The organism is Paraburkholderia sp. RL17-380-BIE-A (assembly GCF_046028085.1).
In the GTDB taxonomy this organism is placed as follows: domain Bacteria; phylum Pseudomonadota; class Gammaproteobacteria; order Burkholderiales; family Burkholderiaceae; genus Paraburkholderia.
Genome location: NZ_JARESQ010000001.1, coordinates 352293 through 373799, shown reverse-complemented (window position 1 = coordinate 373799; position 21507 = coordinate 352293). Strand labels below are relative to the sequence as shown.

Genomic DNA, 21507 nt, shown 5'->3' with positions numbered 1-21507 from the left:
ATGTACGCAATTCCGACAGCCTTCGTGTCCGCGATGTTCGTGGTGTTCGGCCTGTACGTACTGATCACGCAGGGGGCGACGCGGCTATTCACGCCGTTTATCCTGATGTGCGCGGCGACGTTCGCCTGGCAAGGCACCTGGACACTACTGTTCCAGACCGACAACCCGCAGACCGCGGAAATGCTGGTCCGGTGCGGCTATCTCTTCATTCTCTTTCTACCCACCACGTTCTATCACTTCGTCACGGAGGTGGTGGCGCAGCGCCGTGAGCGGCCAATACTGCTCGCGTCGTACGGCCTGTGCTTCGTCCTCGCGATACTGCTTCCCGGCAACGAAGTGGTGGCCGGCTATCAGCGCTTCTTCTTCGGCTTCTATCCGGTCGCCGGGCCGCTGCATCCGTTGCATGTCGTGCAGACCGTGTTGCTGGCCGTGCGCAGCGGGCAGCTTCTGCTCGCCGCGCGCCGCAAGGCCGAGGGGCACGCGCGCAGACGCCTCGACCTGTGCCTGGCGAGCCTTTGCCTGTACTCGTTTGCGGCGGTGGATTACGCGGTCAACTACGGCTACGGGTTTTACCCACCGGGCGTCCTGTTCATCGGCCTGAGCCTCGCGCTGCTGGCGATCACCATTGTCCGCTATCACCTGATCCACCCGTATGCCGTTGCGGCGACCATCGCGCACGAGATATCGACGCCGCTCGCGACCATCGGCATGCACGCCGACGAGATCGCCAGCGTCTGGTCTCACGTGTTCGACGGCTACCGGATGGCGGTCACGCACGGCATTTACGATGACCATGACCCATCCGGACAAACCGAGCGCATCGGCCAGCTGGCGACGGCAATCCGGCGCGAAGTCTCGGGAACCAGCGCGATGGTTGAGATGGCGCTCGCATCCTACACGCTCGATCGTCTGGACCGTAGCGGTTTCAGCCGGCATTCGGTGCGGCAATGTGTGATGTCGGCGCTGGAACGTTATCCGTTTCACAGCGGCGAGCGAGCGCGCGTCACGGTGACGCCCATCGATCCCGCCATGGCGTTCTCGGGTTCGGATACGGTGGTGGTCTTCGTGCTGTTCAACCTGCTGAAAAACGCGTTGCATGCGATCCGCCTGGGCGGCGATGGTCAGATCACGATCAGCGCCGCTCAGGATCAGGACTTTTGCGTGCTGCAATTCCGTGACACCGGGCCGGGCATTTCGCCCGACGTTCTGCCCTATATCTTCGACGCTTTTTTCACGACCAAACGTCACGGCAGCGGCGCGGGGATGGGGCTCGCGTTCTGCCGTCGCGCAACGGAGCTTCTGGGCGGGAGTATCGAGTGCAGTTCGATAAGCGGCACGCATACCACCTTCACGGTGCGGTTGCCGGCGCCGAATACACCCGCGGACCGTGCGCTGCGCAAGGCGCCGAGCCGCTCGCCGCGCGAACCTCAGCGCTGACCGGCAGAAGACGCCGGTGCCGCATGCGCGCATAGAAAACGGCACACCTCCGCGTGCAAGCTCTGCACGCCTGGGCTGGATTCAATAGCGCGCCAGCATCCGTGGACGAGTCCGGCGCCGATCCACAGCCGCGCTTCTCCACCGGCTACATGGATACGCTCCGCAAACACACGCGCGTCATCTCTCAACGGATCGTGTTCGACGCCGATCGCGAGCGTCGGCGGCAGGCTGTCGAAGCGTGTCGCGTCGAGCGGGATGGTCCACGCGGGGTACGGCGGGTGTGCGCCCCAATAAAAATCGCGAAATGCGTGAACATCCGCCAGCTTGAGCATGGGCGCATGCGCTTCGGTTTCACGCGCGGGCGGCTGAGGGTCGGTGCCGAGCATCGGATAGACCAGCACAAGGCCGCGCAGGCCTTGAATGCCGTCATCGCGCAGGCGCATCGCCACACTGGCCGCAAGCGTGGCGCCGGCGCTGTCGCCGGCCAGTTGCAGCGTGGCGCCGGACTGTAAATCGAACGGTAAGCGTCCTGCCAAAGCGGCGAGCGTGACCTCCAGGCAATCGTCGTGCGCGGCAGGGGCGCGGTGTTCGGGCGCGAGCCGGTAGTCGACCGCGATCACGTCAAGACCGGTGTCCGCGGCGATGCGCGCTGTCATGACCTGATGGCTGTCGAGCGAGCCGAGTACGAAGCCTCCGCCGTGAAAGTACAGCACGGTGCCAGGCGGCGTTTCGTGCCGGCCAGCGCGGTTGCGGTACAGCCGCAGCGCGATCGAATGGCCCGCGGGGGATTGGAACGCGGCGTCCTGGGTCGCGACGTTATCGGGCAGCGCGGGCGTGAACGCCGCCGCGTACCGGTCGTAAATCTGGCGCTGCTCGGACGGCGTCAGCGAAGTCGAATGCCCTGAGTAAATCGCGGCGGTTCTTTCGATAAACGCGGCAATCTCTGGCTCAAGCATGTTCAATCCCGCTGGGTTTCGTGGCGGCGGGCAAGCCGATCACGCGGCCGGCAAACCTGGCCGGTGGTAGCGCGGCATGCGCGTCGGCCAGCCCGCGTACGTGCGCGGCGACATCCGGATCGAACGCGGCGGCGCGCGGCCCGCCGGTATCGACATGCAGCAACATCTGCTCGCCCGCGGCCACCGGGTCGCCGCCGTCGCCGGCAAACATCTCCAGGTAGAGATGCAGGCGCTTGGCATCGTGGCCGAGCACCCGCATGTCGACGCGCACCTGCGCGCCTTCCTTGATCTCATGCAGATAGTTGATGTGGGCCTCGAGCGTGTAGATCGAGCGCCGGCGCGCTTTGCGCACTGCGTCCGGCAAACCGATCAGGTCGATCAGCGCGTCGGTCGCGAAGCTGAAAATCAGCATATAGAACGCGTCGCGCAAATGGCCGTTGTAATCGACCCATTCGGCCCGCACCGTATCGCGATAGCAGGGCAGGGCAGCAGGTTGCGGCATCGGCAGTCCTCTTTGTGTTTTGTATCAAAGGCGTCGGTTGTGGACGAACGTGGTGCTGCTCGCTGCTCGCTGCTCACGCCTCGCATTTCGAGGCATCAATCGGCCGGCAGCAAGCCATGCCGTGCCTTCGCCTCCGCAATCGCCGTCAGCACACTCGTAATGCAATCGTCGCGGTAACGTTCCAGCTGTTTGATCGACCGCGGGCCGACCTGTTCAGCCGTGCCGTCCACGACCCGGTCGATCAGTTCATCCGTCAGCTTCGGCGCGACCAGTTTAGTCCACGGTAGCTCCAGCGCCGGTCCGAACTGCTGCATGAAATGGCGCATGCCCGCATCGCCGCCCGCCAGCGTGTAGGTGAGGAACGTGCCCATGAACGACCAGCGGATGCCCGCGCCGAAGCGGATCGCGTCGTCGATTTCGCCGGTGGTCGCAACGCCTTCGTTGACCAGATGCAAGGCCTCGCGCCACAGCGCTTCGAGCAGGCGGTCAGCGATGAAACCGGGCACTTCCTTGCGGACCCGCAGCGGCCGCATCGAAAGAGCACGATACACCTGTTGCGCGGCGTCGAGGGTTTCCGGAGCGGTGCTTTCGCCGCCCACCACTTCGACGAGCGGCAACAGATACACCGGATTGAACGGATGGCCGACAATGCAACGCTGCGGGTTCACCGCACGCGCGTAAAAGTCGCTCGGCAGAAGACCCGACGTCGACGAAGCGATGATCGCATCCGGCTTTGCCGCACGGCTGATCTGTTCATGCAGCGCGAGCTTCAATGCCTCGCGCTCCGGCGCGCTTTCCTGAATGAAGTCCGCCTGCCCGACGCAGGCTTCGATCGTGTCGACGAAGCGCAGTCGCTCCGGCGACGCGCCCGCTGCCAATCCCACGCGCTGCAGCGCCGGCCAGGCGTTCGCGATGTTCTCGCGCAATTGCTTCTCAGCGCCCGGCGCCGGGTCCCACGCGAGAACATCGAGCCCGTGCGCGAGCGCGCGCGCCACCCAGCCGCTGCCGATCACGCCCACGCCGATTGCCGCGAATGTTTTGATATCGACGATCACTGCCATTGCTGACGTTTCCTTTGCCTGTGTGTTATCTGATTGCGATACGCGCCGCCGTGCCGGCAACGCGCGTGGCGCACGATCACGCGTACTGTCCCGCCGCGCGCCGCTCCAATTGGCGTTCGCCACGCGCGGGCAGGCCCAGCTTGCGGCGCCCTTCGGCGGGCGACAGCGCGCGCGCGCCGAGCCGTTCGATGATTTCCACCGCGCGTTGCACGAGCGTGCCATTCGTTGCGGGCACACCTTTGTCGAGCCAGATGTTGTCTTCGAGGCCGACGCGCACGTGGCCGCCGAGCAGCATGGCCTGCGCGACCATCGGCATCTGCATGCGGCCAATGCCGAAGCCGGCCCATTGCGCGCCGGGCGGCAGGTTATCGGCCATGGCTTTCATGGTCGTGGTGTCGGCGGGCGCGCCCCAGGGAATGCCGAGGCAAATCTGAAACAGCGGCGGCGCGTCGAGCAAGCCTTCCTTGAGTAATTGCTTTGCGAACCACAAATGGCCCGTATCGAAGATCTCCAGTTCCGGCTTCACGCCGAGTTCCTGGATGCGCTGCGCGCCGGCTCGCAATTGCGCGGGTGTGGATACATAGATGTAGTCGCCGTCGCCGAAATTGAGCGTGCCGCAATCGAGCGTGCAGATTTCCGGCAGCAACTCCTCGACATGCGCGAGGCGCGTCAGGCCGCCGACCAGATCGGTGCCCGCGCCAAAGCGCATCGGGTCTTCGCCTGGGCCGATCTCCAGATCGCCGCCCATGCCGGCCGTCAAGTTGATGATCACGTCCGTGCCCGAAGAGCGAATGCGGTCGACCACCTCGCGATACAGCTGCGGATCGCGGCTGCCGCGTCCGGTCTTCGGATCGCGCACGTGGCAGTGTGCGACGGTGGCGCCGGCCTTGGCGGCTTCAATGGCGGCCTCGGCAATCTGTTTCGGCGTGACGGGAATGGCCGGATGCTTGCCGACGGTATCGCCTGCGCCGGTGACCGCGCAGGTCACGATGACTTCATGATTCATGCGTGCTAGTTCCTGTGGATTGAAATGCGCGAGTGTCGAGATCAAAGACCCAGATAAGCCTTGACCGCGGGCAAGCCGTCCTTGCCGTCGTAGGTTTTGACGCCGGCAAGCCATGCGTCGAGTACTTGCGGGTTTTTCTTCAGATAGGCTTTGGCGGCGTCGGCCGGTTTTTCCTTGTTCATGACCGATTGCATGACCACGTTTTCGAGCTGCGTCGAAAAGCGCAGATTGCTCACGAGCTTGCCCGCGTTCGGGCAACGCGTCAGAAAGTCGGGGGACGTCAGCGTATAAACGCGTGCTTCGCCGTCGTTGGGACCGAACACGCCGTCGCTGCCGGTGAGGTATTTCATGTCGATCTGAATGTTCATCGGATGAGGTTCCCAGCCGAGAAAGACCACCCACTTTTTCTCGCGGATCGCACGATCGACGGAAACGAGCATGCCCGCTTCGCTCGATTCGATCAGCTTGAAGCCGCCAAGGCCGAACTGATTGTTGGCGATCATTTTCTGGATCGCCGCATTCGCGCTGCTGCCGGGTTCGATGCCGTAGATCTTGCCGTCGAGCTGCTCACGGTGTTTGGCAATGTCGGCGAAGGTTTTCAGGCCCGCGTCGTATTCGTAGCTCGGCACGGCGAACGTGGCTTTGGCGCCCGTCAGATTGGGCGGTTGCAGCACCTGGATCGATTTCGAATCGACGAACGGCGCGATCGCCTTTTCCTGCACCGGCCACCAGTAGCCGAGCGACACGTCGAGCTGTTTGCTCTTCAGGCCTGCAAACGAGATGGGCACCGAGGCGACGGTCGTCACCGGCTGATAGCCGAGCCCTTCGAACACGGTCGAAGCAAGCGCGGTGGTCGAAGTGATATCGGTCCAGCCGATGTCGGCAAAATGCACCGCGCGGCAGGCAGCCGGATCCTGCGCGAAGGCCGGTAGCGCGGTAACGGCCGCGGCCGCGAGGCATACAAAATGGGCAAGCACGGCTTTGATGCGTAACTTCATGATGTTCCCTCTTCTGACACGTTCAACAGCGTGTTTCGAACCGGGCCGCGCCTGAGCAGATGAAACCTGGCGAAGCGGCCCCCGGACATGCGATACGGCCTGTGTGATGCCTGAACTGCACGATGACGTAACGTTAATGCCCCATATTCCGCACAAAGCGACCGCCAGCGACCGGTTCTTGCTTCCACGCGACTATGAGGGAAAACCAGCGGCGCTTCGTCTTGCAGTGCAACAGCGGGTGCAACAGCGCCGCGGCGGGATTTTTGACGCGCCTTGCCCACTTGCGTGCTGCTTGCTAGGCTCGCCGCAAGCCCGCGTCCGCCCGCGTTTTCGTCTCTCCTGATCGAGTGTTTGCACGATGCCCGAAGATATGTCGTTCCTCTTGTTGCCGGGCTTTTCGGCGATCGGCTTCATGTCGGCGGTGGAACCGTTGAGGGTGGCCAATCGCTTTCAGGGCGATCTGTACCGCTGGCGCATTCTGAGTGTCGACGGCGCGCCGGTGGCCGCCAGCAACGGCATTTCGATCAACGCCGATGCGGCCATCGGCGACGTGGCCGCGGCGCAAACGCTCTTCGTCGTCGCGGGCTTCGAGCCTCTTGCCTGCTATACGCGTGCGCTGGGGGATTGTCTGAAGCGCCTGGACCGCGCGGGGGCAACGCTCGGTGGTATCGACACCGGCAGTTTCGTGCTCGCGGAAGCCGGCCTGCTGGGCAGTGCGGACAACGTGACCGTGCACTGGGAAGCGCTGTCGGCGTTTCGCGAGCGTTATCCGTCGCTGGACGCGAGTCAGGAGCTGTTCGAAATCGGCGCGCGGCGCATTACGTGCGCGGGCGGCACCGCATCGATCGACATGATGCTCGACCTGATCGGCCGCGAGCATGGCGCCGCGCTGGCCTCGGCGGTGTCGGAGCAATTCGTGGTGAGCCGGATCCGCCAGCGCTCGGATCATCAGCGCATGGAGATCGCCGCGCGTTACGGCGTACACAACCGCAAGCTGATTCAGGTGATCGGCGTGATGGAACAGCATATGGAAGAGCCGCTCGCCCCGGATCGGCTCGCGCAGGAGATCGGCGTGACGCGGCGTCAACTCGAGCGGCTCTTTTGCGCCTCGCTGAAAGACACGCCGACGCATTTCTATCTGCAGTTGCGCCTTGCGCGTGCGCGCGAGTTACTGCAACAGACCGACATGTCGATTACTTCGATTTGCGTGGCATGCGGATTCGAGTCGCCCTCGCATTTTTCGCGGACGTATCGCGCGCGCTTCGGCGCGAGCCCGAGAAGCGACCGGCAGCCTTCCATGGGGCCGGCGTAAAGGCGCTGAAGCGCCAACGCGAGGCGAGTGGGGACAGGGGACAGGCGGTACAAAGGCCGGCGAATTGCCGCCGTCGGAGAGGTTAAATCTTGTGCCCTCGACGCAATTATCCCGATTATCGCAACAGTGAATTAGGTGATTGGGGGTTTACCCTAAATAGACTGACTCCTAGACTGTGTTCATCCGCTGCAGACAAACCGATTCGCAGCGTGGCAAAAACAATCTCTGGAGGTAGTTATCATGAAATCCCTGATCGAAGCCGCTGTCATCGCCGCACTCATCACCGCACCGCTCGCCGCTTTTGCTCAATCGAATCAGCCGGTTACGCGCGCGCAAGTGCGCGCCGAGCTGGTTCAGCTGGAAAAGGCCGGCTACAACCCGGCCACCGCGAGCGACCCTCAATACCCGGCTGATATTCAAGCTGCCGAGGCTCGTGTAGCCGCTCAAAACGGCGCCGTCCAAACCAGCGGTTATGGTTCGGCCACGAATGGTTCGTCGCAGGCCGGCAGCCGTTCGGAAACGACCCGCAGCTCGTATTCGGCTCCTGTCGTCAACTACAGCCACAACTGATTTCGACGTGAGTGCGTAATAGCTCGCTCCATCCGCGTGTGCGGCAGCCGACAAGGATCGGCTTCCCGCCCACGGCGATCACGACGACTTTCGTACTGACTGCAGTGGTTCCGGCTACGCCGAAAAGTATCTGATCGATGACTCGCTGATTCCCTGGAGAGTGCTCCAGGGAATCAGCGAGTCTTTCTGTTTCTCCGCGGACTGTTCTCGCCAAATCCTCCCCCCTGAAAGTCCGCGATGCAGCGCGCGAACTTCCATGTTTTTCGGAATTGGCGAATCGCTTTCGCCATGTCCAATGACGCCTGCCGAATTGCCGGACTTCAGCCACTGTGTGTGCGCATCACGTCTACAACGGACACGCGGATCGCATCGATCAAAGCTCGCGCGGCCGGGGACGGGCTGCCGGTCGAGCGCATGGTCAAACCGATGTCGCGTCGCGTGTTGTGTAACTTGACGTCGAGAATCGCCAGTTGTCCGGACTGAATTTCCAGTTGCAATTGGTGGGCCGACAGCGCGGCAATCATGTCCGTGTCGAATAGCAGACCGCGAATCACTGCCAGGTCCGCGGTTTCCACGGTCGGCACAGGCGGTTTGACCTTCATTCGCCTGAACTGTTTTTCGAAGAGCGCAAGAGCCGGTGCGTTGCTGCGCGGGAGGATCCACTGTGCATCGCGCAGGTCCATGATGCTGAGATCGCGCGCGCGAGCGAGCGGGTGATCGCGGCGTACGAGCAGTGCCATGTCGGACGACATCAGTCGCTCGTTCTTCAGGCCACTCGCGGTGTCGTTCTCCCGCAGCGCACCGAGGATAAAGTCGACGTCACCCGCGCGCAGGTCTGCAACGAGCGCCTCGTAGGCACTTTCGTTCGTGATGGTGCGCACACCTGGATTTTCCCTCATCATCCGTGCGATCGCTTTTGGCAGGATCAGCGTGCGTCCGAGCGGCAACGCACCGACTGTCACCGTGCCTTGAATCTGACCGTGCGTTGCCGCAACGTCGTCGGGTAAATGCCTTAGTTCGTTCAACGCGCGACGCACGCGCAGCAGAAACGTTTCGCCTTCTGTCGTGAGAAGGATGCCGCGCGGGCTACGATGAAATAAAGTCAGACCGGAGCCGCTTTCCAGCACGCGAATCGCGGTGCTCACGGCTGGCTGGCTGATGCCGAAGGTCCTCGCTGCACTGGGCATGTGCCGATGGCGGGCGAGCGCCGCAAACAGTTGCAGCCGCCGCGTGTTGAGCAGATAAGCCGGCAGCGCGCCCTCCGCCGCGGCGCGGCGGCGTGCCTGCCGCGCCGAGCACCACTGCGCGAGTTCTTCCAGTTCGGCAAAGATCCGCTCGCAACGTTTGAGAATCGTCCGGCCGACCGGTGTTGGAAGCATGCCCGACGGACTGCGAACAAAGAGCGGCTCGCCGAGTGCCGACTCGAGTTCCTGGACAGACCGTGTGACGGCCGATTGGGCGCGAAACAGGGCGGCGGCGGCACGCGTGGCGCTGCCCGTGTCGGCGACCATTCGGAATGCGCGCAATTGCGAGAGGTTGAGAAGTTCGTGGCTGCTCATGGACGGGGTGGTGTTCTGGAATTCCGAATTGCGATTTGGTTCATAAGGCATCTGTTCTGTTTATCGCACCCGGACGGTCCCAGCGGGATCCATTGTTGAAGCTTTGCCGGTGTGGGATTACAAAAACCCTTGTCGCAGCGCGCTTCGCGGCACTTGCCGCGCAAGCGAAGAGTCGGTAATGGCCATCAATTATCCAACTTTGGTGGTAATGACGGTGGTTTCCGCACCCTTCCTTCGAGCAGGCTTACTCCCTATATTTGTATCCGAAAGCCTGTGCGGAAGATAGCCGCGCCGGTTACCCGACCCATCTGGTTTCGCGGGAGTATGGGCGGCGCAAGGAAAGGGGTGTAAGCGAATCGCGGGATGATGGTTGGCGGTATCCAGGTCGCGACGACTTAGGGTGAGCCCCATCGTTGCCGGACCGCCGCTAGCCGTATTCTCCGCGCTCGCCACCTGAGGCGCCTCGATGGGCGGTCATCTGAGATTTCTGAGGAGTATGGGCATGGCACGGATCATCGGAGGCATCGCGGCCTCGCACACACCAACCATTGGCTTTGCTTTCGACAAGAACAAGCGCGACGATCCGGTGTGGGCTCCGATCTTCGAGAATTTCGCGCCGCTGGCGGACTGGCTCGCGCAGAAGCGTCCTGACGTGCTGCTGGTTATCTATAACGACCATGTCACGTCGTTCTTCTTCGACCACTATTCGGCGTTCGCGCTAGGCGTGGGGCCTGAGTGGAAGGTTGCCGACGAGGGAGGGGGCGCGCGGGATCTGCCGCCTATCAGCGGACATCCGGGCCTGGCCGCGCACATCGGCACGTCGCTCATGACCGACGAGTTCGATATGTCCTTCTTCCAGAACAAGGCGCTCGATCACGGCTGTTTCTCGCCTCTATCGATGCTCTGCCCGCATACCCCCGAATGGCCCGTGAAACTCGTGCCGTTGCAGATGGGTGTGCTGCAAGTGCCAGTGCCGAGCGCGCGGCGTTTTTACAAGCTTGGCCAGGCACTAAGGCGTGCGATCGAGAGTTACCCGGAGGATCTCAAGGTCGCGATCGTCGCGACGGGTGGCCTGTCGCATCAGGTGCATGGGGAGCGCGCTGGCTTCAACAACACGGAATGGGACCAGCGCTTTCTCGATCTTTTCGAACGCGATCCCGAGCAACTTGCTGATATGACGATCGCCGAATATGCGGAACTGGGTGGGTTCGAGGGCGCGGAGGTGATCATGTGGCTCACGATGCGAGGCGCGTTGCCGTCGAGCGTCGTATGCAAGCATCGCAGTTACTACTTGCCGTCGATGGCGGGCATCGCGACCGCCATCTATGAAGGCGAGGAAGGTGAGACGAAGCCCTCCATTCTGGAGCGCCACCGGCAACGGATGGCGACGCAGCTTGCCGATATCGAGAAGCTCGAAGGCACCTATCCGTTCACGATCGAACTCGCCGTGAGGGCGTATCGGATCAACGATTATCTTCACCGGATGGTGGAGCCGGCCCATCGCGAGGCCTTCCTGAGCGATCCCGAGGCAAGTTTCGAAGCGGCCGCGCTGACCGAAGAGGAGCGAGACCTGATCCGTCGCCGGGATTGGCGCGGCATGCTGCACTACGGCGTTATCTTTTTCATGCTGGAGAAGCTGGGCGCCGTGACAGGCGTGTCGAATCTTCACATCTACGCCGCCATGCGTGGGGAAACGCTGGAAGCTTTCCAGCGCACGCGCAATGCGCCCGGCGCGCTGTATTCGGTGGCGGGAAAAACCGCCGGAAAACTTGACTGGGACAGCCCGAAGAAAGAGTGAGCTGAGAACAGGCGCAGTTGACCGGGATCGCATGGCAACCATGCAAGCGGTAATTCCGCGACGCAGACACAGATCAACAGCACAAACAGTTCCGATGGCGTGTTGAGCCGCGCCACTCAGGCCATCGTTCGAGTGGACCTTTAAACCCGCTTTGGCGTTGCCGTTGCGGAACCGTTCGCGATCGTTGCGTCGGGCGAGACATATAGGAAGGAGACAGGAGTCAACAATGACTAACGGAAGAACGATTGATATCAAGGCGTTTATCGACGGGCGATCCATTTCGCCTTACCAGTGGCTACTGGTGGCGCTGTGTTTTCTCGTCGTAACCGCCGATGGCATGGACGTGGCGATCATGGGCTTCGTGGCGCCTTCGATCATTCACGACTGGGGGATTTCGCGACCCGCGTTCGGTCTGGTGATGAGCGCGGCGCCGCTCGGCCTCGTAATCGGTGCTCTCGGGGCCGGGCCTGCTTCAGACCGTGTGGGCCGTAAGTGGGTGTTGATTACTTCTGTTTTCCTTTTCGGGGTGTTCACGATAGCGACCGCCTTCACCCGGTCGCCGGTGGAAATGGCCACGCTGCGTTTGCTGACCGGCATTGGTCTTGGCGCCGCGATGCCCAACTCGACCACGCTGCTTTCGGAGTACGCACCTCAGCGCAAGCGGTCACTGTTGATCACCATCATGTTCACTGGTTTCAATCTGGGTTCGGCCTTGATCGGTTTTGTTGCCGGCTGGCTCATTCCCGACCATGGTTGGCGTTCGGTATTGATCTTTGGTGGCGCTCTGCCGCTCGCCTTGATCCCCTTGCAGGTGTGGCTGCTACCGGAATCGGCCCGTCTCCTGGCGGTGCGCGGCGCGTCGCCCTCGCGTATCGGCGCGACTCTGGGCCGGGTGTGCGGTGAGCGCTTTACAGGCGACGAGGTTTTTGTTTCCAGCGAGCCCCCGTTGCCGACGCGCAAACCGATCGGTGTGCTCTTTTCGCACGGCTACGGCTTCATGACCGTGGCGCTTTGGGCGACCTATTTCATGGGCCTGCTCGTGATCTATCTGTTGACGGGCTGGCTGCCCACGCTCATGAAAGATGCGGGGCTGACCGTCACGTCGGCGGCCAACGTGACGGCGATGTTCCAGATTGGCGGAACGATCGGCGCGGTTCTTGTCGGGTGGATGATGGACAAAGTGCGGCCGGCGCCGGTCATCAGTGCGGCCTATCTCGGCGGCGGTCTGTGTGTTCTTGCGCTTGGATGGATCGGCGCTTTGTCGTCCTCGCTGGCGTGGTTCGTGTTTGCAGCCGGCTTTTGCATGAGCGGCGCGCAGACGGGGCTGAATGCGTTTGCGCCAGGCCGTTACCCGACGCTCGCACGTGCTACCGGCGTGAGCTGGATGTTGGGCATGGGGCGATTCGGCAGCATCTTCGGCTCGGCAATAGGCGGCGCGCTGCTCGGCCTCGGCTTGCAGTTCAGCGCGATTCTCCCGCTGCTTGCGGTGCCCGCAACGCTGGCTGCGGTGGCCATCCTGCTGGCCCAGCGGGTCAGGGTAAGCGAGCCGGCCGCGCAGCCCAACACGGCGCACTGACCAGGTAATCGAGCGATGCTACGTCCGGCATTGCGGCAACAATTCAAACGCTGTTCGGAGTCACGATGATCATCGACATTCACGGCCACTACACAACGGCACCCAAAGCACTGGAAATGTGGCGCAACCGCCAGATTGCGAGCATCAACACTCCTTCGGAAGTGCCCAAAGTTTCCGAATTGCAGATCGGCGACGACGAACTGCGCGAATCGATCGAAAGCAACCAGTTGCGCCTGATGCGCGAACGCGGCCTCGATCTCACGATCTTCAGCCCGCGCGCCAGTTTCATGGCGCATCACATCGGTGATTTTCAGGTCTCCAGCACGTGGGCGGCGATTTGCAACGAGTTGTGCTTCCGTGTGAGCCAGTTGTTTCCCGATCATTTCATTCCGGCTGCAATGCTTCCGCAAAGCCCCGGCGTGGATGTCGCCACCTGCATTCCCGAACTCGTCAAATGCGTGGAGCAGTACGGCAACGTGGCGATCAATCTCAATCCGGACCCGTCGGGCGGTCACTGGACCAGCCCGCCGCTGTCCGATCGCTACTGGTATCCGATCTACGAGAAGATGGTCGAGTACGACATCCCCGCAATGATTCACGTGAGCACGAGTTGCAATGCGTGTTTCCACACAACGGGCGCGCACTACCTGAACGCCGACACCACTGCGTTCATGCAATGCCTCACGTCGGACCTGTTCCGCGATTTTCCAACGCTGCGCTTCGTGATTCCGCACGGCGGCGGTGCGGTGCCGTACCACTGGGGACGCTTTCGCGGACTCGCACAGGAACTGAAGAAGCCGCTCTTGAAGGACCATCTGCTCAACAACGTCTTCTTCGACACCTGCGTCTATCACCAGCCGGGAATCGATCTGCTGACGCGCGTGATTCCCGTGGACAACATTCTGTTTGCAAGCGAGATGATCGGCGCCGTGCGCGGCATCGATCCCGAGACGGGCAATTACTTCGACGACACCCGGCGCTATATCGAGTCCGCGCAGATCGATACGGACGAGCGGTACAAGATTTATGAAGGCAACGCGCGGCGCGTTTATCCGCGCCTCGATGCAGCATTGAAAATGAAGGGGCTTTGATCATGTATGAATTAGGCGTGGTGTATCGCAACATTCAGCGAGCACAGAAGGATGTCGCCGCGAATCTCGGTGCGCTTGGGACCGCGACCGTGCACGAGGCAATGGGTCGCGTCGGCCTGCTCAAGCCATACATGCGGCCGATTTATGCGGGTGCGCGCGCCCATGGCACGGCGGTCACGGTTCTGTTGCAACCCGGCGACAACTGGATGCTGCACGTCGCCGCCGAACAGATCCAGCCGGGCGATATTGTCATTGCCGGTGTCACGGCCGATTGCACGGACGGCTATTTCGGTGATCTGCTGGCAACGAGCTTCATGGCACGCGGCGCGCAGGGGCTCGTCATCGATGCGGGCGTGCGCGACGTAAGCGTGCTGGCCGACATGCAATTCCCGGTCTGGAGCAAAGCGATTTCCGCCAAAGGGACGATCAAGGCCACGCTCGGCTCGGTGAACATTCCGGTGGTGTGCGCCGGAGCGCTGGTGAATCCCGGCGACGTCGTCGTCGCGGATGAAGACGGCGTCGTGGTGGTCCCCGCAGCGTCGGCGCAGAAGGTGCTCGACAAGGCGGCGGCGCGCGAAGCCAATGAGGCCGAGAAGCGCGCGAAGCTCGCTGCCGGCGTGCTCGGTCTGGATATGTATCGCATGCGCGAGCCCTTGCAGGAAGCAGGGCTGCGCTATATCGACTGAAAAGGCGTGTAACTTGGCTATCGATCAAACCATGGGGCAGACGGTCACCGTTATCTCATCAATGGCGACCCGCAATGTGCTCGCCGATCTCGCCGAACGATACGCGCAGGATTCGCGGCGATCGGTGTCGGTCGAATCGGTAGGCGGCGTCGATGCGGCCCGGCGTGTGATGGACGGTGAGCCGTTCGATGTCGTCGTGCTGGCGGCCGACGCAATCGACCGGCTGGCGGCGGCCGGCCGGATCGTGGCGGGCAGTCAGAGGGAGATCGCCCGCTCTCACGTGGCAATCGCCGTGGCGGCGGGCGCGGCGCATCCCGACATCTCGACCGGACCCGCCGTACGCAGTGCGATTCTGGCTGCCCGCAGTATTGGCTATTCCACCGGACCGAGCGGTTCGCATCTGTTGCGGCTTTTCGAGCGCTGGGGCATTGCAGGGGCTATCGCGCCGCGCGTTGTGCAGGCTTCGCCGGGCGTGCCGGTCGGCTCACTCGTCGCGAGCGGTGAGGTGCAACTCGGTTTCCAGCAATTGAGCGAATTGATGCACCTGCCCGGCGTCGATGTGGTCGGGATACTTCCGTCTGATATTCAGGTCGTCACCGCTTTTTCAGCCGCGGTTTGCGTGGCGTCCACGCAAGCTGCGCAGGCACAGGCATTCGTTTCGTTCCTTGCGTCGCCCCTTGCGGCGTCTGTCAAGCTGGTGCACGGCATGGAGCCGGCGTGAACCGACGCCGCGGATATTGAGTCTCTGATCGTCAGCTCATCCAGTACTTGTCTGGAATTCTGCGGTCCGCTTCGGAAAGGAAAGGGTTGTCGAGCGTAAAGGTCAGGCGCGATCCGATCTTTGCGCGTGTCAGCGCATCCTGAATGTAATGATGGGAGTTGAACAGTCTCATGTAGGCGCCATTGCGATACGCAGTGGTAAGCCCGCTTTCGATCGCCTCCGCCAATGCTTCGTGGCCCGAGGCGACATAGAAGATGAAATCCGATCGGTATTTCAACAGGAGCCGGTTCTCGACCACGAGATCGGGCTCCTGGTGCTGACGGCCATCGAGTTCAGTAAATGCTTCAACTAAGCCGCGCGGGAAATAGTCGACCCGGCCACCTTGGGTCATCTCGAACATCGTGTCATAGGTCGAAGTCTGAACGTTCAGGCCGGCTGCCTTCAGGATCTCCGTATCGATCCACCCCAGTCCCTGCCCGCACATGAATGCTTTCAGATCGGAGAAGCGTTCAACCTTGTCGAAATCCGCTTGCCGATCCTTTCGGATGATGAATAGCCGGTGGCCAATCAGTCCACGATGAATCGGAATCCGCACGACATTCCTGCCGCGCTCGGCTTGCGCCTCCATACTCGTCCAGTGCAGATTGATCATGTTGTCGGGGCCAGCCAGTTCGGCTAGCGCCCGACCGCGCTCCATTTCGATGTCGGCTGCCCGCAACGTGTACGAAACGTTTGCTGTCTTCATGGCCAGATCGAGTACGGCGAGCGCAAACGCGGCGTGCACGTCGCGGGCAGGCCGAATGCGGGGATAGACAACGTTGAAGTGGACGGGAGAGTCGGCAGGCGCGGCACGCGCGCGCAGCGTGCTGCCCGCCGCAGCCAGCGCTGCCAGTACAAAGCGCCTGCGATCCATGGATGGTCGGTTTCTCGAAACAGCAGTGGTGCGCTCGGATTGGCGCTTGTCCGCACAGATTCTCGCCTGAGCGGTTTTTCATCCTGCCACGTCCTGCCTTTACTTACAAATCGTGTAATCCCGTTGTTAGGGTGCAGCGGGCATTCAGGATTTCCTGACGGCATCTTCAGCGGATCGGAAGGGCTTTTTTCCGGGCTTCCTGACTGTGTGCCGGTCCCGGCCTCCTTAGGATGGTTTATCGAAATCGTCTATATCAACGGTCCCGTTATGAACGGTCATTCAGAAAGCCGCGAAATCGCGGTTGAATTCCTCGACACCGCGTGCGAGCGGCTGTTCGACATCTGGTGTGAAAGCAGAAGCGTCATACCGCTCAGCTACCTGCTGCACTGCTGGCCATTGCCGGATAGGGGGTACGCGTCCGTGAAGCGGTTGTCCGACGGATTGCGCGAGCTGCGGATGTCGAACCCCCATGCGCTCGGTGGCCGCATCCGGCCGATCCTCGCGGAGGTCACCTCATGCATCGATGAGATCCTGCAGTATCCGCGGATCTGCTTGCCGCGAGCGGTCAACGATTCGCCGGCTGTCGCGACGGACATGTACGTCAACTAGACTTTCGTCAGAATAATCAGGACGCGTTTCACCGGGAACGAGCACCGGGCGGATCGGCAAATGAGAGTGACTGGCTGACTGGGGCAGGCAAACGTTGAAGCGCCACCCTGCGAAAGCGCTGGCCGACCGTTCAGAGCCCGTGTAGCGGCAACGAGTGCAGAATAGACGAAACTAGAACCGTAGCACTCGCGGGGAAGCATGAAGCACAACCTCTTCGACGCATGGTGGAGTTTGATCAGCCGCTTCAGGAGCAGCCTTGTATCACGGCTTCTCGTCACCGTGCTGCTCGTCAGCTGCGCGGTCACGGTGTTGCTGACCGGGCTGCAGCTTTACCGCGACTACGAGCAGGGCGTGAAGCAGATCGACAATCGCCTTGTGGACATTGACCGCAGTAGTCGCGACAGTCTGGCGGAAGCGCTCTGGCGACTCGACGATGCGCAACTGCAACTGGAGTTGAACGGCATTCTGCGTCTCGCGGATATCCGTGCCGTAGAAATTCGCGAGGCGGGGAAAGCCGGTCAATCTGCCTACCTGAGTGCGGGTCAACGCTCCGCCGGTCCCGTCATGGCTCGCGAGTTTCCGCTCTTCTACAGGGTGCAGGGCAAGGAGCGCGAGATCGGCAAGCTCTACGTGGAGGCGACGCTGCTCGATCTCTACCGCCAGTTGAAGCGGACCGCCGCGACGATTCTGATCACGCAGGCCGCCAACACTTTTTTCGTCTCGCTGTTCATCGTCTACATCCTGTCCCGTCTTGTGATGCGGCACGTCGCGGCCATTGCGCGTACGGTGGAGAACTACGATTTTCGTGAACCGCCCAGGCCGTTCAGCCTGCAGCGCCGCAAACGGCGTGAGCCGGACGAACTAGACCGTGTGGCGGCCGCATTCAATGCGATGGGGGCGCGGCTTCACTGCGCGTATCGCGACGAGCAGAATACGGCGGCTGAACGCGAAGCACGCAATCTGGCGGAAGCGGCCAACCGGGCCAAAGGCGAGTTCCTGGCGAACATGAGTCACGAGTTGCGCACACCGCTGAACGGTATTCTCGGCTATGCGCAGATTCTCGAGTGCGATGCCACGTTGAGCGAGCGGCAGCGAGAACGCGTGGCGGTCATCCGCCATAGTGGCGAGCATCTGCTGACGTTGATCGAAGACACGCTTGATTTCGCGAGGATCGAAGCGGGCAAGCTGAGAGTCGAAATAAACGACGTGCCGCTGGCGGGGTTTGTCGATGCCATTCGGGACATCATCGAAGTAAAAGCCGAGCAGAAGCATCTCGACTTCATCTGCGAATTCGCGGACGATGCGCCCGACGGCGTGCGTGCCGATGAGCGACGCTTGCGGCAGGTCATGCTCAATCTGCTTGCCAACGCCGTCAAGTTCACCGACTCCGGTTGCGTGAGCCTCCTTGTCTCCAGATCAGAGGCAAACCGCGTCCGTTTCGAAGTGCGCGACACGGGGGTGGGCATTGGTCACGATCAACTGAATACGATCTTCGAGCCCTTCGAACAACTGGGCGCGGCTGAGCGGCGAGCAGGCGGGACCGGCCTCGGCCTCGCCATCAGCCGTGAGTTCGTGCGTGCAATGGGCGGCGAGATCGAGGTGGAAAGCCGCCTCGGGCAGGGCAGTACTTTCCGCTTCGAACTGCCGCCCGCGAGCGTGACGCCCGTGTTGCGCAAGACAGCGGCCCCAGCGTCGCTCTCGTCCACGGCGACGGGCTATGAGGGGCCGCGCAGGAAGGTGCTGGTCGTCGACGATATCGAGGTCAATCGTGCGATCGTTGTAGACCTGCTAGGCCGTCTCGGCTTCGACACCGTCGAGGCGCAAGACGGTCGCGATGGGTTCGAGACGGCGCAACGCGAACGACCGGCACTCATTCTTACGGACATCGTGATGCCCGAAATGAACGGCCTCGAATTGACGCGCAACCTGCGAAAATCGCAGGGGTTCGCTCATGTTCCGATCATTGCCATGTCCGCCAGCCCTTCCGGGATCAACAAGACGATGAGCATGGAAGCGGGCGTGAACGCGTTCCTGCCAAAGCCGGTCGACCTCGAAGCGCTGCTGGCGCAGATCGCCACGCTACTTGGGCTGAGGTGGATCCATGCGTCGCCGGCCGAGCGTGACGTGACGCCGGAGGTTAGCCTCGCAGCCGTGCCCCGGCGGCAGATGGAAGAATTGCATCATCTTGCGCGCCTTGGCGATATGCATGAAATCATCGCGTGGGCCGAGAACCTGGCGGCGCGCGATTCGCGTTATGGCTCTTTCACGGGGCAACTCTGTGCACTGGCTCGAAACTATCAGTCGAAGTCGATTCTCCATCTGGTCGAACGGTATCTGACTCTCGAGGGCAAGCCATGAACGAGCCCAACGCGGAGGCCCGAGAACGGCCGACGATCCTCATCGCCGACGACACGCCGGCGAATTTCGGCGTGGTCGTCGACAGTTTGACGGACCGCGGCTTTCGGGTGCTCATTGCGCTCGACGGCGAAGAGGCGCTGGAGCGTGCGCTGTTTTCCGCGCCAGACCTGATCCTGCTCGATGTGAAGATGCCGGGAATCGACGGCTTCGAGACTTGCCGGAGGCTCAAGGCGGACCCGCGCACGCGCGATATCGCGGTCATTTTCATGACCTCCTTGACGGGCGCGGAAGACATGGTCGAGGGTTTTTCGGCCGGGGGCGTCGACTACGTGGCGAAGCCAGTCCGTGTCAACGAAATGATGGCGCGCATCGAGACGCATCTCGCGTTGCGCGTGATGCACCGGCAGCTTGTCGTGCAGAACCGCCAGCTCATGAACGAGGTGGCGGTGCGCCACGAGGCCGAGGCCGAATTGTCGCGCGCGCGCGACGCGCTCGAGCAGACGGTCGAGCAGCGCACGAGGCAACTCGCGGAGTCGAATGCGCGGCTGTCCGCTCAGGTGGACGAGCGCCGCCGGGCGGAAGCGAAGTTGCAGGCGAGCGAAGCGCGTTTTCGCACGATTGTCGAAACCAGCCCGATTCCGCTGTGCATCACGTCGATGCCCGACGGCGTCATTCTGTACGCGAATGAACCGTTGCGAAAACTGGTCGGTCTCGATACGGGCATGGGCCCGTTGACCAACATCGTCGATTTCTATATGGATGCCGGCGACCGTGACCGGCTCCTGTCGCATCTGCGCACGGAGGGCAGTTTCAGCAACAGCGAAGTGCATATGCGGCGCGCCGACGGCTCGCCGTTCTGGGCCATGGCGACCGCGCGCGTGGCGACCTTCGGCGATGCCCCGGCGATCTACGTCGGTCTGAACGACATCACGTCGCGCAAGCGTATCGAGCAGGAGTTGTTCGAATCGCGCAATCAGTTGCGCGAGTTGTCCGCGTACATGGAGGCGATTCGCGAGGAAGAGCGCAAGCGCATCGCCATGGAGATTCACGATGAACTCGGCCAATTGCTGACCGCGCTAAAGATGGACGTCTCCCTGCTGAAAATGCGTCTCGGCACCGATCCGGAGGCGATGCGCAAAGCCGACGACATGCGCGAACTCGTCGAAAAGACCATCTGGATGGTCCGCAATGTCGCGAACCATTTGCGGCCGGTGGCGCTCAACTTCGGGGTCGTGTCGGCGCTGGAATGGCTGGTGGAGGATTTCATGCGGCGGCATGGCATTCTTTGCCAGTTGCACATCAACGGGGGGGAACCCGTGCTGCCGGAGGCTTGCGCCACAGCCGTATTCCGGATCGTTCAGGCGTCGCTCACCAACGTCGGTCGCCACGCGCGGGCAACGCGTGCCGACGTGACGCTGACTAGCACGGCGGCGGCGCTCGATCTGCACGTGAGCGACGACGGCTGCGGATTCGATCCATCCATGGCGCGTACGGGTTATTCGTACGGACTGCTGGGTATGCAGGAGCGCGCCCGCCTGATCGGCGGCGCGATGAGTATCGACAGTGCGCAGGGTATGGGCACCGCGATTTCCATTCACATTCCGCTTACAGGCGCAGCAGAAAATGATCGACGTCCTGATTGCCGATGATCACGCCGTGGTGCGTGGCGGCCTGAAACAGATTCTCGCGACGACCACGGATATCGTCGTCGCCGCCGAGGCCGCACAAGGTTCGGAAGTGCTCGATCGGCTGCGTACGCGGCGGTTCGATCTGGTGCTGCTGGACATGACGATGCCCGGCATCAGCGGGGTCGATCTGATTCGGCGAGTGCGTGCCGAGCAGCCGTCCTTGCCGATTCTCGTGCTGAGCATCCACAACGAGGCACAGGTCGTGTCGCGCGCGCTGCGCGCGGGCGCGACGGGCTATGTGACGAAAGACAGCGATCTTGACGTGCTGCTCGCGGCGATCCGCAAGCTGGCGGGAGGCGGGCGTTTCATCGACCCGAAGCTGGTCGACGCGATGGTCTTCGAAACGCATTCCGGCGACGCGCCGCCGCATGAAGTGCTATCCGACCGTGAATTCCAGGTGTTGCAGATGCTGGCGGCCGGCCAGAGCATCAACGAGATTGCCGAGTCGTGTTCGCTCAGCGCCAAGACCATCAGCACTCACAAGATGCGGCTCATGCAGAAACTTGGCCTGAACAACAACGCCGAGCTGATCCGCTATGCGATCAGGCACGGTCTGGTGACAGAGTAACGAAGTGACGGTGCCGGTAGGGAAATCCTGAGGCGCGAAGCAGCGTTTCCCGAATCAACAATCCGGCGCTGCTGACTGAAGAAACCTCGCCGTTGTCC

The 21507-nt window shown here is 62.1% G+C and carries 19 protein-coding genes; 12 read left to right on the top strand and 7 right to left on the bottom strand.

Going from position 1 to position 21507, the window contains the following annotated elements; genetic code table 11:
* Entirely contained in the window at positions 1 to 1437 is a 1437-nt protein-coding gene (locus P0D68_RS01705; protein WP_408182922.1) for a sensor histidine kinase, read from the top strand.
* Here the strand turns inward: P0D68_RS01705 and P0D68_RS01700 are convergent.
* From P0D68_RS01700 to P0D68_RS01680, 5 genes are all read right to left on the bottom strand, one after another.
* On the bottom strand, positions 1428 to 2393 hold the full coding sequence (locus tag P0D68_RS01700) for an alpha/beta hydrolase (protein ID WP_408295875.1): 966 nt from the start codon (positions 2391 to 2393) through the stop codon (positions 1428 to 1430). The genes P0D68_RS01705 and P0D68_RS01700 overlap by 10 nt on opposite strands.
* Positions 2386 to 2895: a thioesterase family protein gene (locus tag P0D68_RS01695; protein WP_408295872.1), complete on the bottom strand. Its 510-nt coding sequence runs from the start codon at positions 2893 to 2895 to the stop codon at positions 2386 to 2388. The genes P0D68_RS01700 and P0D68_RS01695 overlap by 8 nt, the downstream gene beginning before the upstream one ends.
* A 95-nt stretch (positions 2896 to 2990) precedes the next feature.
* Entirely contained in the window at positions 2991 to 3956 is a 966-nt protein-coding gene (locus P0D68_RS01690) for an L-carnitine dehydrogenase (protein ID WP_408182916.1), read from the bottom strand.
* Between the two features lie 76 nt (positions 3957 to 4032).
* Positions 4033 to 4962 carry a 3-dehydrocarnitine:acetyl-CoA trimethylamine transferase CdhC gene (cdhC, locus tag P0D68_RS01685; RefSeq protein ID WP_408295869.1) on the bottom strand — a complete coding sequence of 310 codons (930 nt, stop codon included), beginning with the start codon at positions 4960 to 4962 and terminating at the stop codon, positions 4033 to 4035.
* Positions 4963 to 5003: 41 nt separating this feature from the next.
* Positions 5004 to 5960 carry a choline ABC transporter substrate-binding protein gene (locus tag P0D68_RS01680; protein WP_091807205.1) on the bottom strand — a complete coding sequence of 319 codons (957 nt, stop codon included), beginning with the start codon at positions 5958 to 5960 and terminating at the stop codon, positions 5004 to 5006.
* A gap of 358 nt (positions 5961 to 6318) precedes the next feature.
* Between P0D68_RS01680 and P0D68_RS01675 the strand changes: the two genes are divergently transcribed.
* On the top strand, positions 6319 to 7272 hold the full coding sequence (locus tag P0D68_RS01675; protein WP_091807207.1) for a GlxA family transcriptional regulator: 954 nt from the start codon (positions 6319 to 6321) through the stop codon (positions 7270 to 7272).
* A 240-nt stretch (positions 7273 to 7512) separates the two neighbouring features.
* On the top strand, positions 7513 to 7842 hold the full coding sequence (locus tag P0D68_RS01670; protein ID WP_091807209.1) for a DUF4148 domain-containing protein: 330 nt from the start codon (positions 7513 to 7515) through the stop codon (positions 7840 to 7842).
* 320 nt (positions 7843 to 8162) lie between these two features.
* On the opposite strand, the gene P0D68_RS01665 is transcribed toward P0D68_RS01670, so the two are convergent.
* Positions 8163 to 9401 carry a LysR family transcriptional regulator gene (locus P0D68_RS01665; protein WP_408295912.1) on the bottom strand — a complete coding sequence of 413 codons (1239 nt, stop codon included), beginning with the start codon at positions 9399 to 9401 and terminating at the stop codon, positions 8163 to 8165.
* Between the two features lie 502 nt (positions 9402 to 9903).
* Here P0D68_RS01665 and P0D68_RS01660 point away from each other — a divergent pair.
* From P0D68_RS01660 to P0D68_RS01640, 5 genes are all read left to right on the top strand, one after another.
* Positions 9904 to 11199: a gallate dioxygenase gene (locus tag P0D68_RS01660; protein WP_408295864.1), complete on the top strand. Its 1296-nt coding sequence runs from the start codon at positions 9904 to 9906 to the stop codon at positions 11197 to 11199.
* Positions 11200 to 11425: 226 nt separating this feature from the next.
* The gene (locus tag P0D68_RS01655) at positions 11426 to 12775 is read left to right on the top strand and encodes an MFS transporter (protein WP_408467977.1); all 1350 of its coding nucleotides are present in this window, start codon (positions 11426 to 11428) and stop codon (positions 12773 to 12775) included.
* Between the two features lie 65 nt (positions 12776 to 12840).
* A complete protein-coding gene (locus P0D68_RS01650) occupies positions 12841 to 13866 on the top strand; it encodes an amidohydrolase family protein (protein ID WP_091807216.1) in 1026 nt (341 codons plus the stop codon).
* Between the two features lie 2 nt (positions 13867 to 13868).
* Positions 13869 to 14552, top strand: coding sequence for a 4-carboxy-4-hydroxy-2-oxoadipate aldolase/oxaloacetate decarboxylase (gene ligK, locus P0D68_RS01645; protein ID WP_408295858.1), 684 nt, complete (start codon positions 13869 to 13871; stop codon positions 14550 to 14552).
* Between the two features lie 31 nt (positions 14553 to 14583).
* The gene (locus tag P0D68_RS01640; protein ID WP_408295909.1) at positions 14584 to 15273 is read left to right on the top strand and encodes a substrate-binding domain-containing protein; all 690 of its coding nucleotides are present in this window, start codon (positions 14584 to 14586) and stop codon (positions 15271 to 15273) included.
* Between the two features lie 31 nt (positions 15274 to 15304).
* Here P0D68_RS01640 and P0D68_RS01635 read toward each other — a convergent pair whose 3' ends face one another.
* Positions 15305 to 15925 carry a transporter substrate-binding domain-containing protein gene (locus P0D68_RS01635; RefSeq protein ID WP_408467976.1) on the bottom strand — a complete coding sequence of 207 codons (621 nt, stop codon included), beginning with the start codon at positions 15923 to 15925 and terminating at the stop codon, positions 15305 to 15307.
* Between the two features lie 126 nt (positions 15926 to 16051).
* Here P0D68_RS01635 and P0D68_RS01630 point away from each other — a divergent pair, with 126 nt between their 5' ends.
* The 4 genes from P0D68_RS01630 to P0D68_RS01615 all read left to right on the top strand — a co-directional run bounded on the left by P0D68_RS01630 (position 16052) and on the right by P0D68_RS01615 (position 21409).
* The gene (locus P0D68_RS01630; RefSeq protein ID WP_408467975.1) at positions 16052 to 16795 is read left to right on the top strand and encodes a hypothetical protein; all 744 of its coding nucleotides are present in this window, start codon (positions 16052 to 16054) and stop codon (positions 16793 to 16795) included.
* 198 nt (positions 16796 to 16993) lie between these two features.
* Positions 16994 to 19153, top strand: coding sequence for an ATP-binding protein (locus P0D68_RS01625; protein ID WP_408295852.1), 2160 nt, complete (start codon positions 16994 to 16996; stop codon positions 19151 to 19153).
* Complete coding sequence (locus tag P0D68_RS01620) at positions 19150 to 20802, top strand: response regulator (protein WP_408295849.1); 1653 nt, start codon at positions 19150 to 19152, stop codon at positions 20800 to 20802. Before P0D68_RS01625 ends, P0D68_RS01620 begins: the two co-directional genes overlap by 4 nt.
* Positions 20777 to 21409: a response regulator gene (locus P0D68_RS01615; protein ID WP_091807231.1), complete on the top strand. Its 633-nt coding sequence runs from the start codon at positions 20777 to 20779 to the stop codon at positions 21407 to 21409. The genes P0D68_RS01620 and P0D68_RS01615 overlap by 26 nt, the downstream gene beginning before the upstream one ends.
* Positions 21410 to 21507 lie beyond the last annotated feature (98 nt).

Excerpts from the sequence above, each read along its gene's own strand:
- P0D68_RS01690 (WP_408182916.1), bottom strand. The coding sequence starts at position 3,956 with ATGGCAGTGATCGTCGATATCAAAACATTCGCGGCAATCGGCGTGGGC.
- P0D68_RS01650 (WP_091807216.1), top strand. The coding sequence starts at position 12,841 with ATGATCATCGACATTCACGGCCACTACACAACGGCACCCAAAGCACTG.
- P0D68_RS01615 (WP_091807231.1), top strand. The coding sequence starts at position 20,777 with ATGATCGACGTCCTGATTGCCGATGATCACGCCGTGGTGCGTGGCGGC.
- P0D68_RS01620 (WP_408295849.1), top strand. The coding sequence starts at position 19,150 with ATGAACGAGCCCAACGCGGAGGCCCGAGAACGGCCGACGATCCTCATC.
- P0D68_RS01640 (WP_408295909.1), top strand. The coding sequence starts at position 14,584 with ATGGGGCAGACGGTCACCGTTATCTCATCAATGGCGACCCGCAATGTG.
- P0D68_RS01700 (WP_408295875.1), bottom strand. The coding sequence starts at position 2,393 with ATGCTTGAGCCAGAGATTGCCGCGTTTATCGAAAGAACCGCCGCGATT.
- ligK (WP_408295858.1), top strand. The coding sequence starts at position 13,869 with ATGTATGAATTAGGCGTGGTGTATCGCAACATTCAGCGAGCACAGAAG.
- P0D68_RS01695 (WP_408295872.1), bottom strand. The coding sequence starts at position 2,895 with ATGCCGCAACCTGCTGCCCTGCCCTGCTATCGCGATACGGTGCGGGCC.
- P0D68_RS01660 (WP_408295864.1), top strand. The coding sequence starts at position 9,904 with ATGGCACGGATCATCGGAGGCATCGCGGCCTCGCACACACCAACCATT.
- P0D68_RS01655 (WP_408467977.1), top strand. The coding sequence starts at position 11,426 with ATGACTAACGGAAGAACGATTGATATCAAGGCGTTTATCGACGGGCGA.
- P0D68_RS01665 (WP_408295912.1), bottom strand. The coding sequence starts at position 9,401 with ATGAGCAGCCACGAACTTCTCAACCTCTCGCAATTGCGCGCATTCCGA.
- P0D68_RS01675 (WP_091807207.1), top strand. The coding sequence starts at position 6,319 with ATGCCCGAAGATATGTCGTTCCTCTTGTTGCCGGGCTTTTCGGCGATC.
- P0D68_RS01705 (WP_408182922.1), top strand. The coding sequence starts at position 1 with ATGTACGCAATTCCGACAGCCTTCGTGTCCGCGATGTTCGTGGTGTTC.
- P0D68_RS01625 (WP_408295852.1), top strand. The coding sequence starts at position 16,994 with ATGAAGCACAACCTCTTCGACGCATGGTGGAGTTTGATCAGCCGCTTC.
- P0D68_RS01670 (WP_091807209.1), top strand. The coding sequence starts at position 7,513 with ATGAAATCCCTGATCGAAGCCGCTGTCATCGCCGCACTCATCACCGCA.
- P0D68_RS01680 (WP_091807205.1), bottom strand. The coding sequence starts at position 5,960 with ATGAAGTTACGCATCAAAGCCGTGCTTGCCCATTTTGTATGCCTCGCG.
- P0D68_RS01635 (WP_408467976.1), bottom strand. The coding sequence starts at position 15,925 with ATGATCAATCTGCACTGGACGAGTATGGAGGCGCAAGCCGAGCGCGGC.
- cdhC (WP_408295869.1), bottom strand. The coding sequence starts at position 4,962 with ATGAATCATGAAGTCATCGTGACCTGCGCGGTCACCGGCGCAGGCGAT.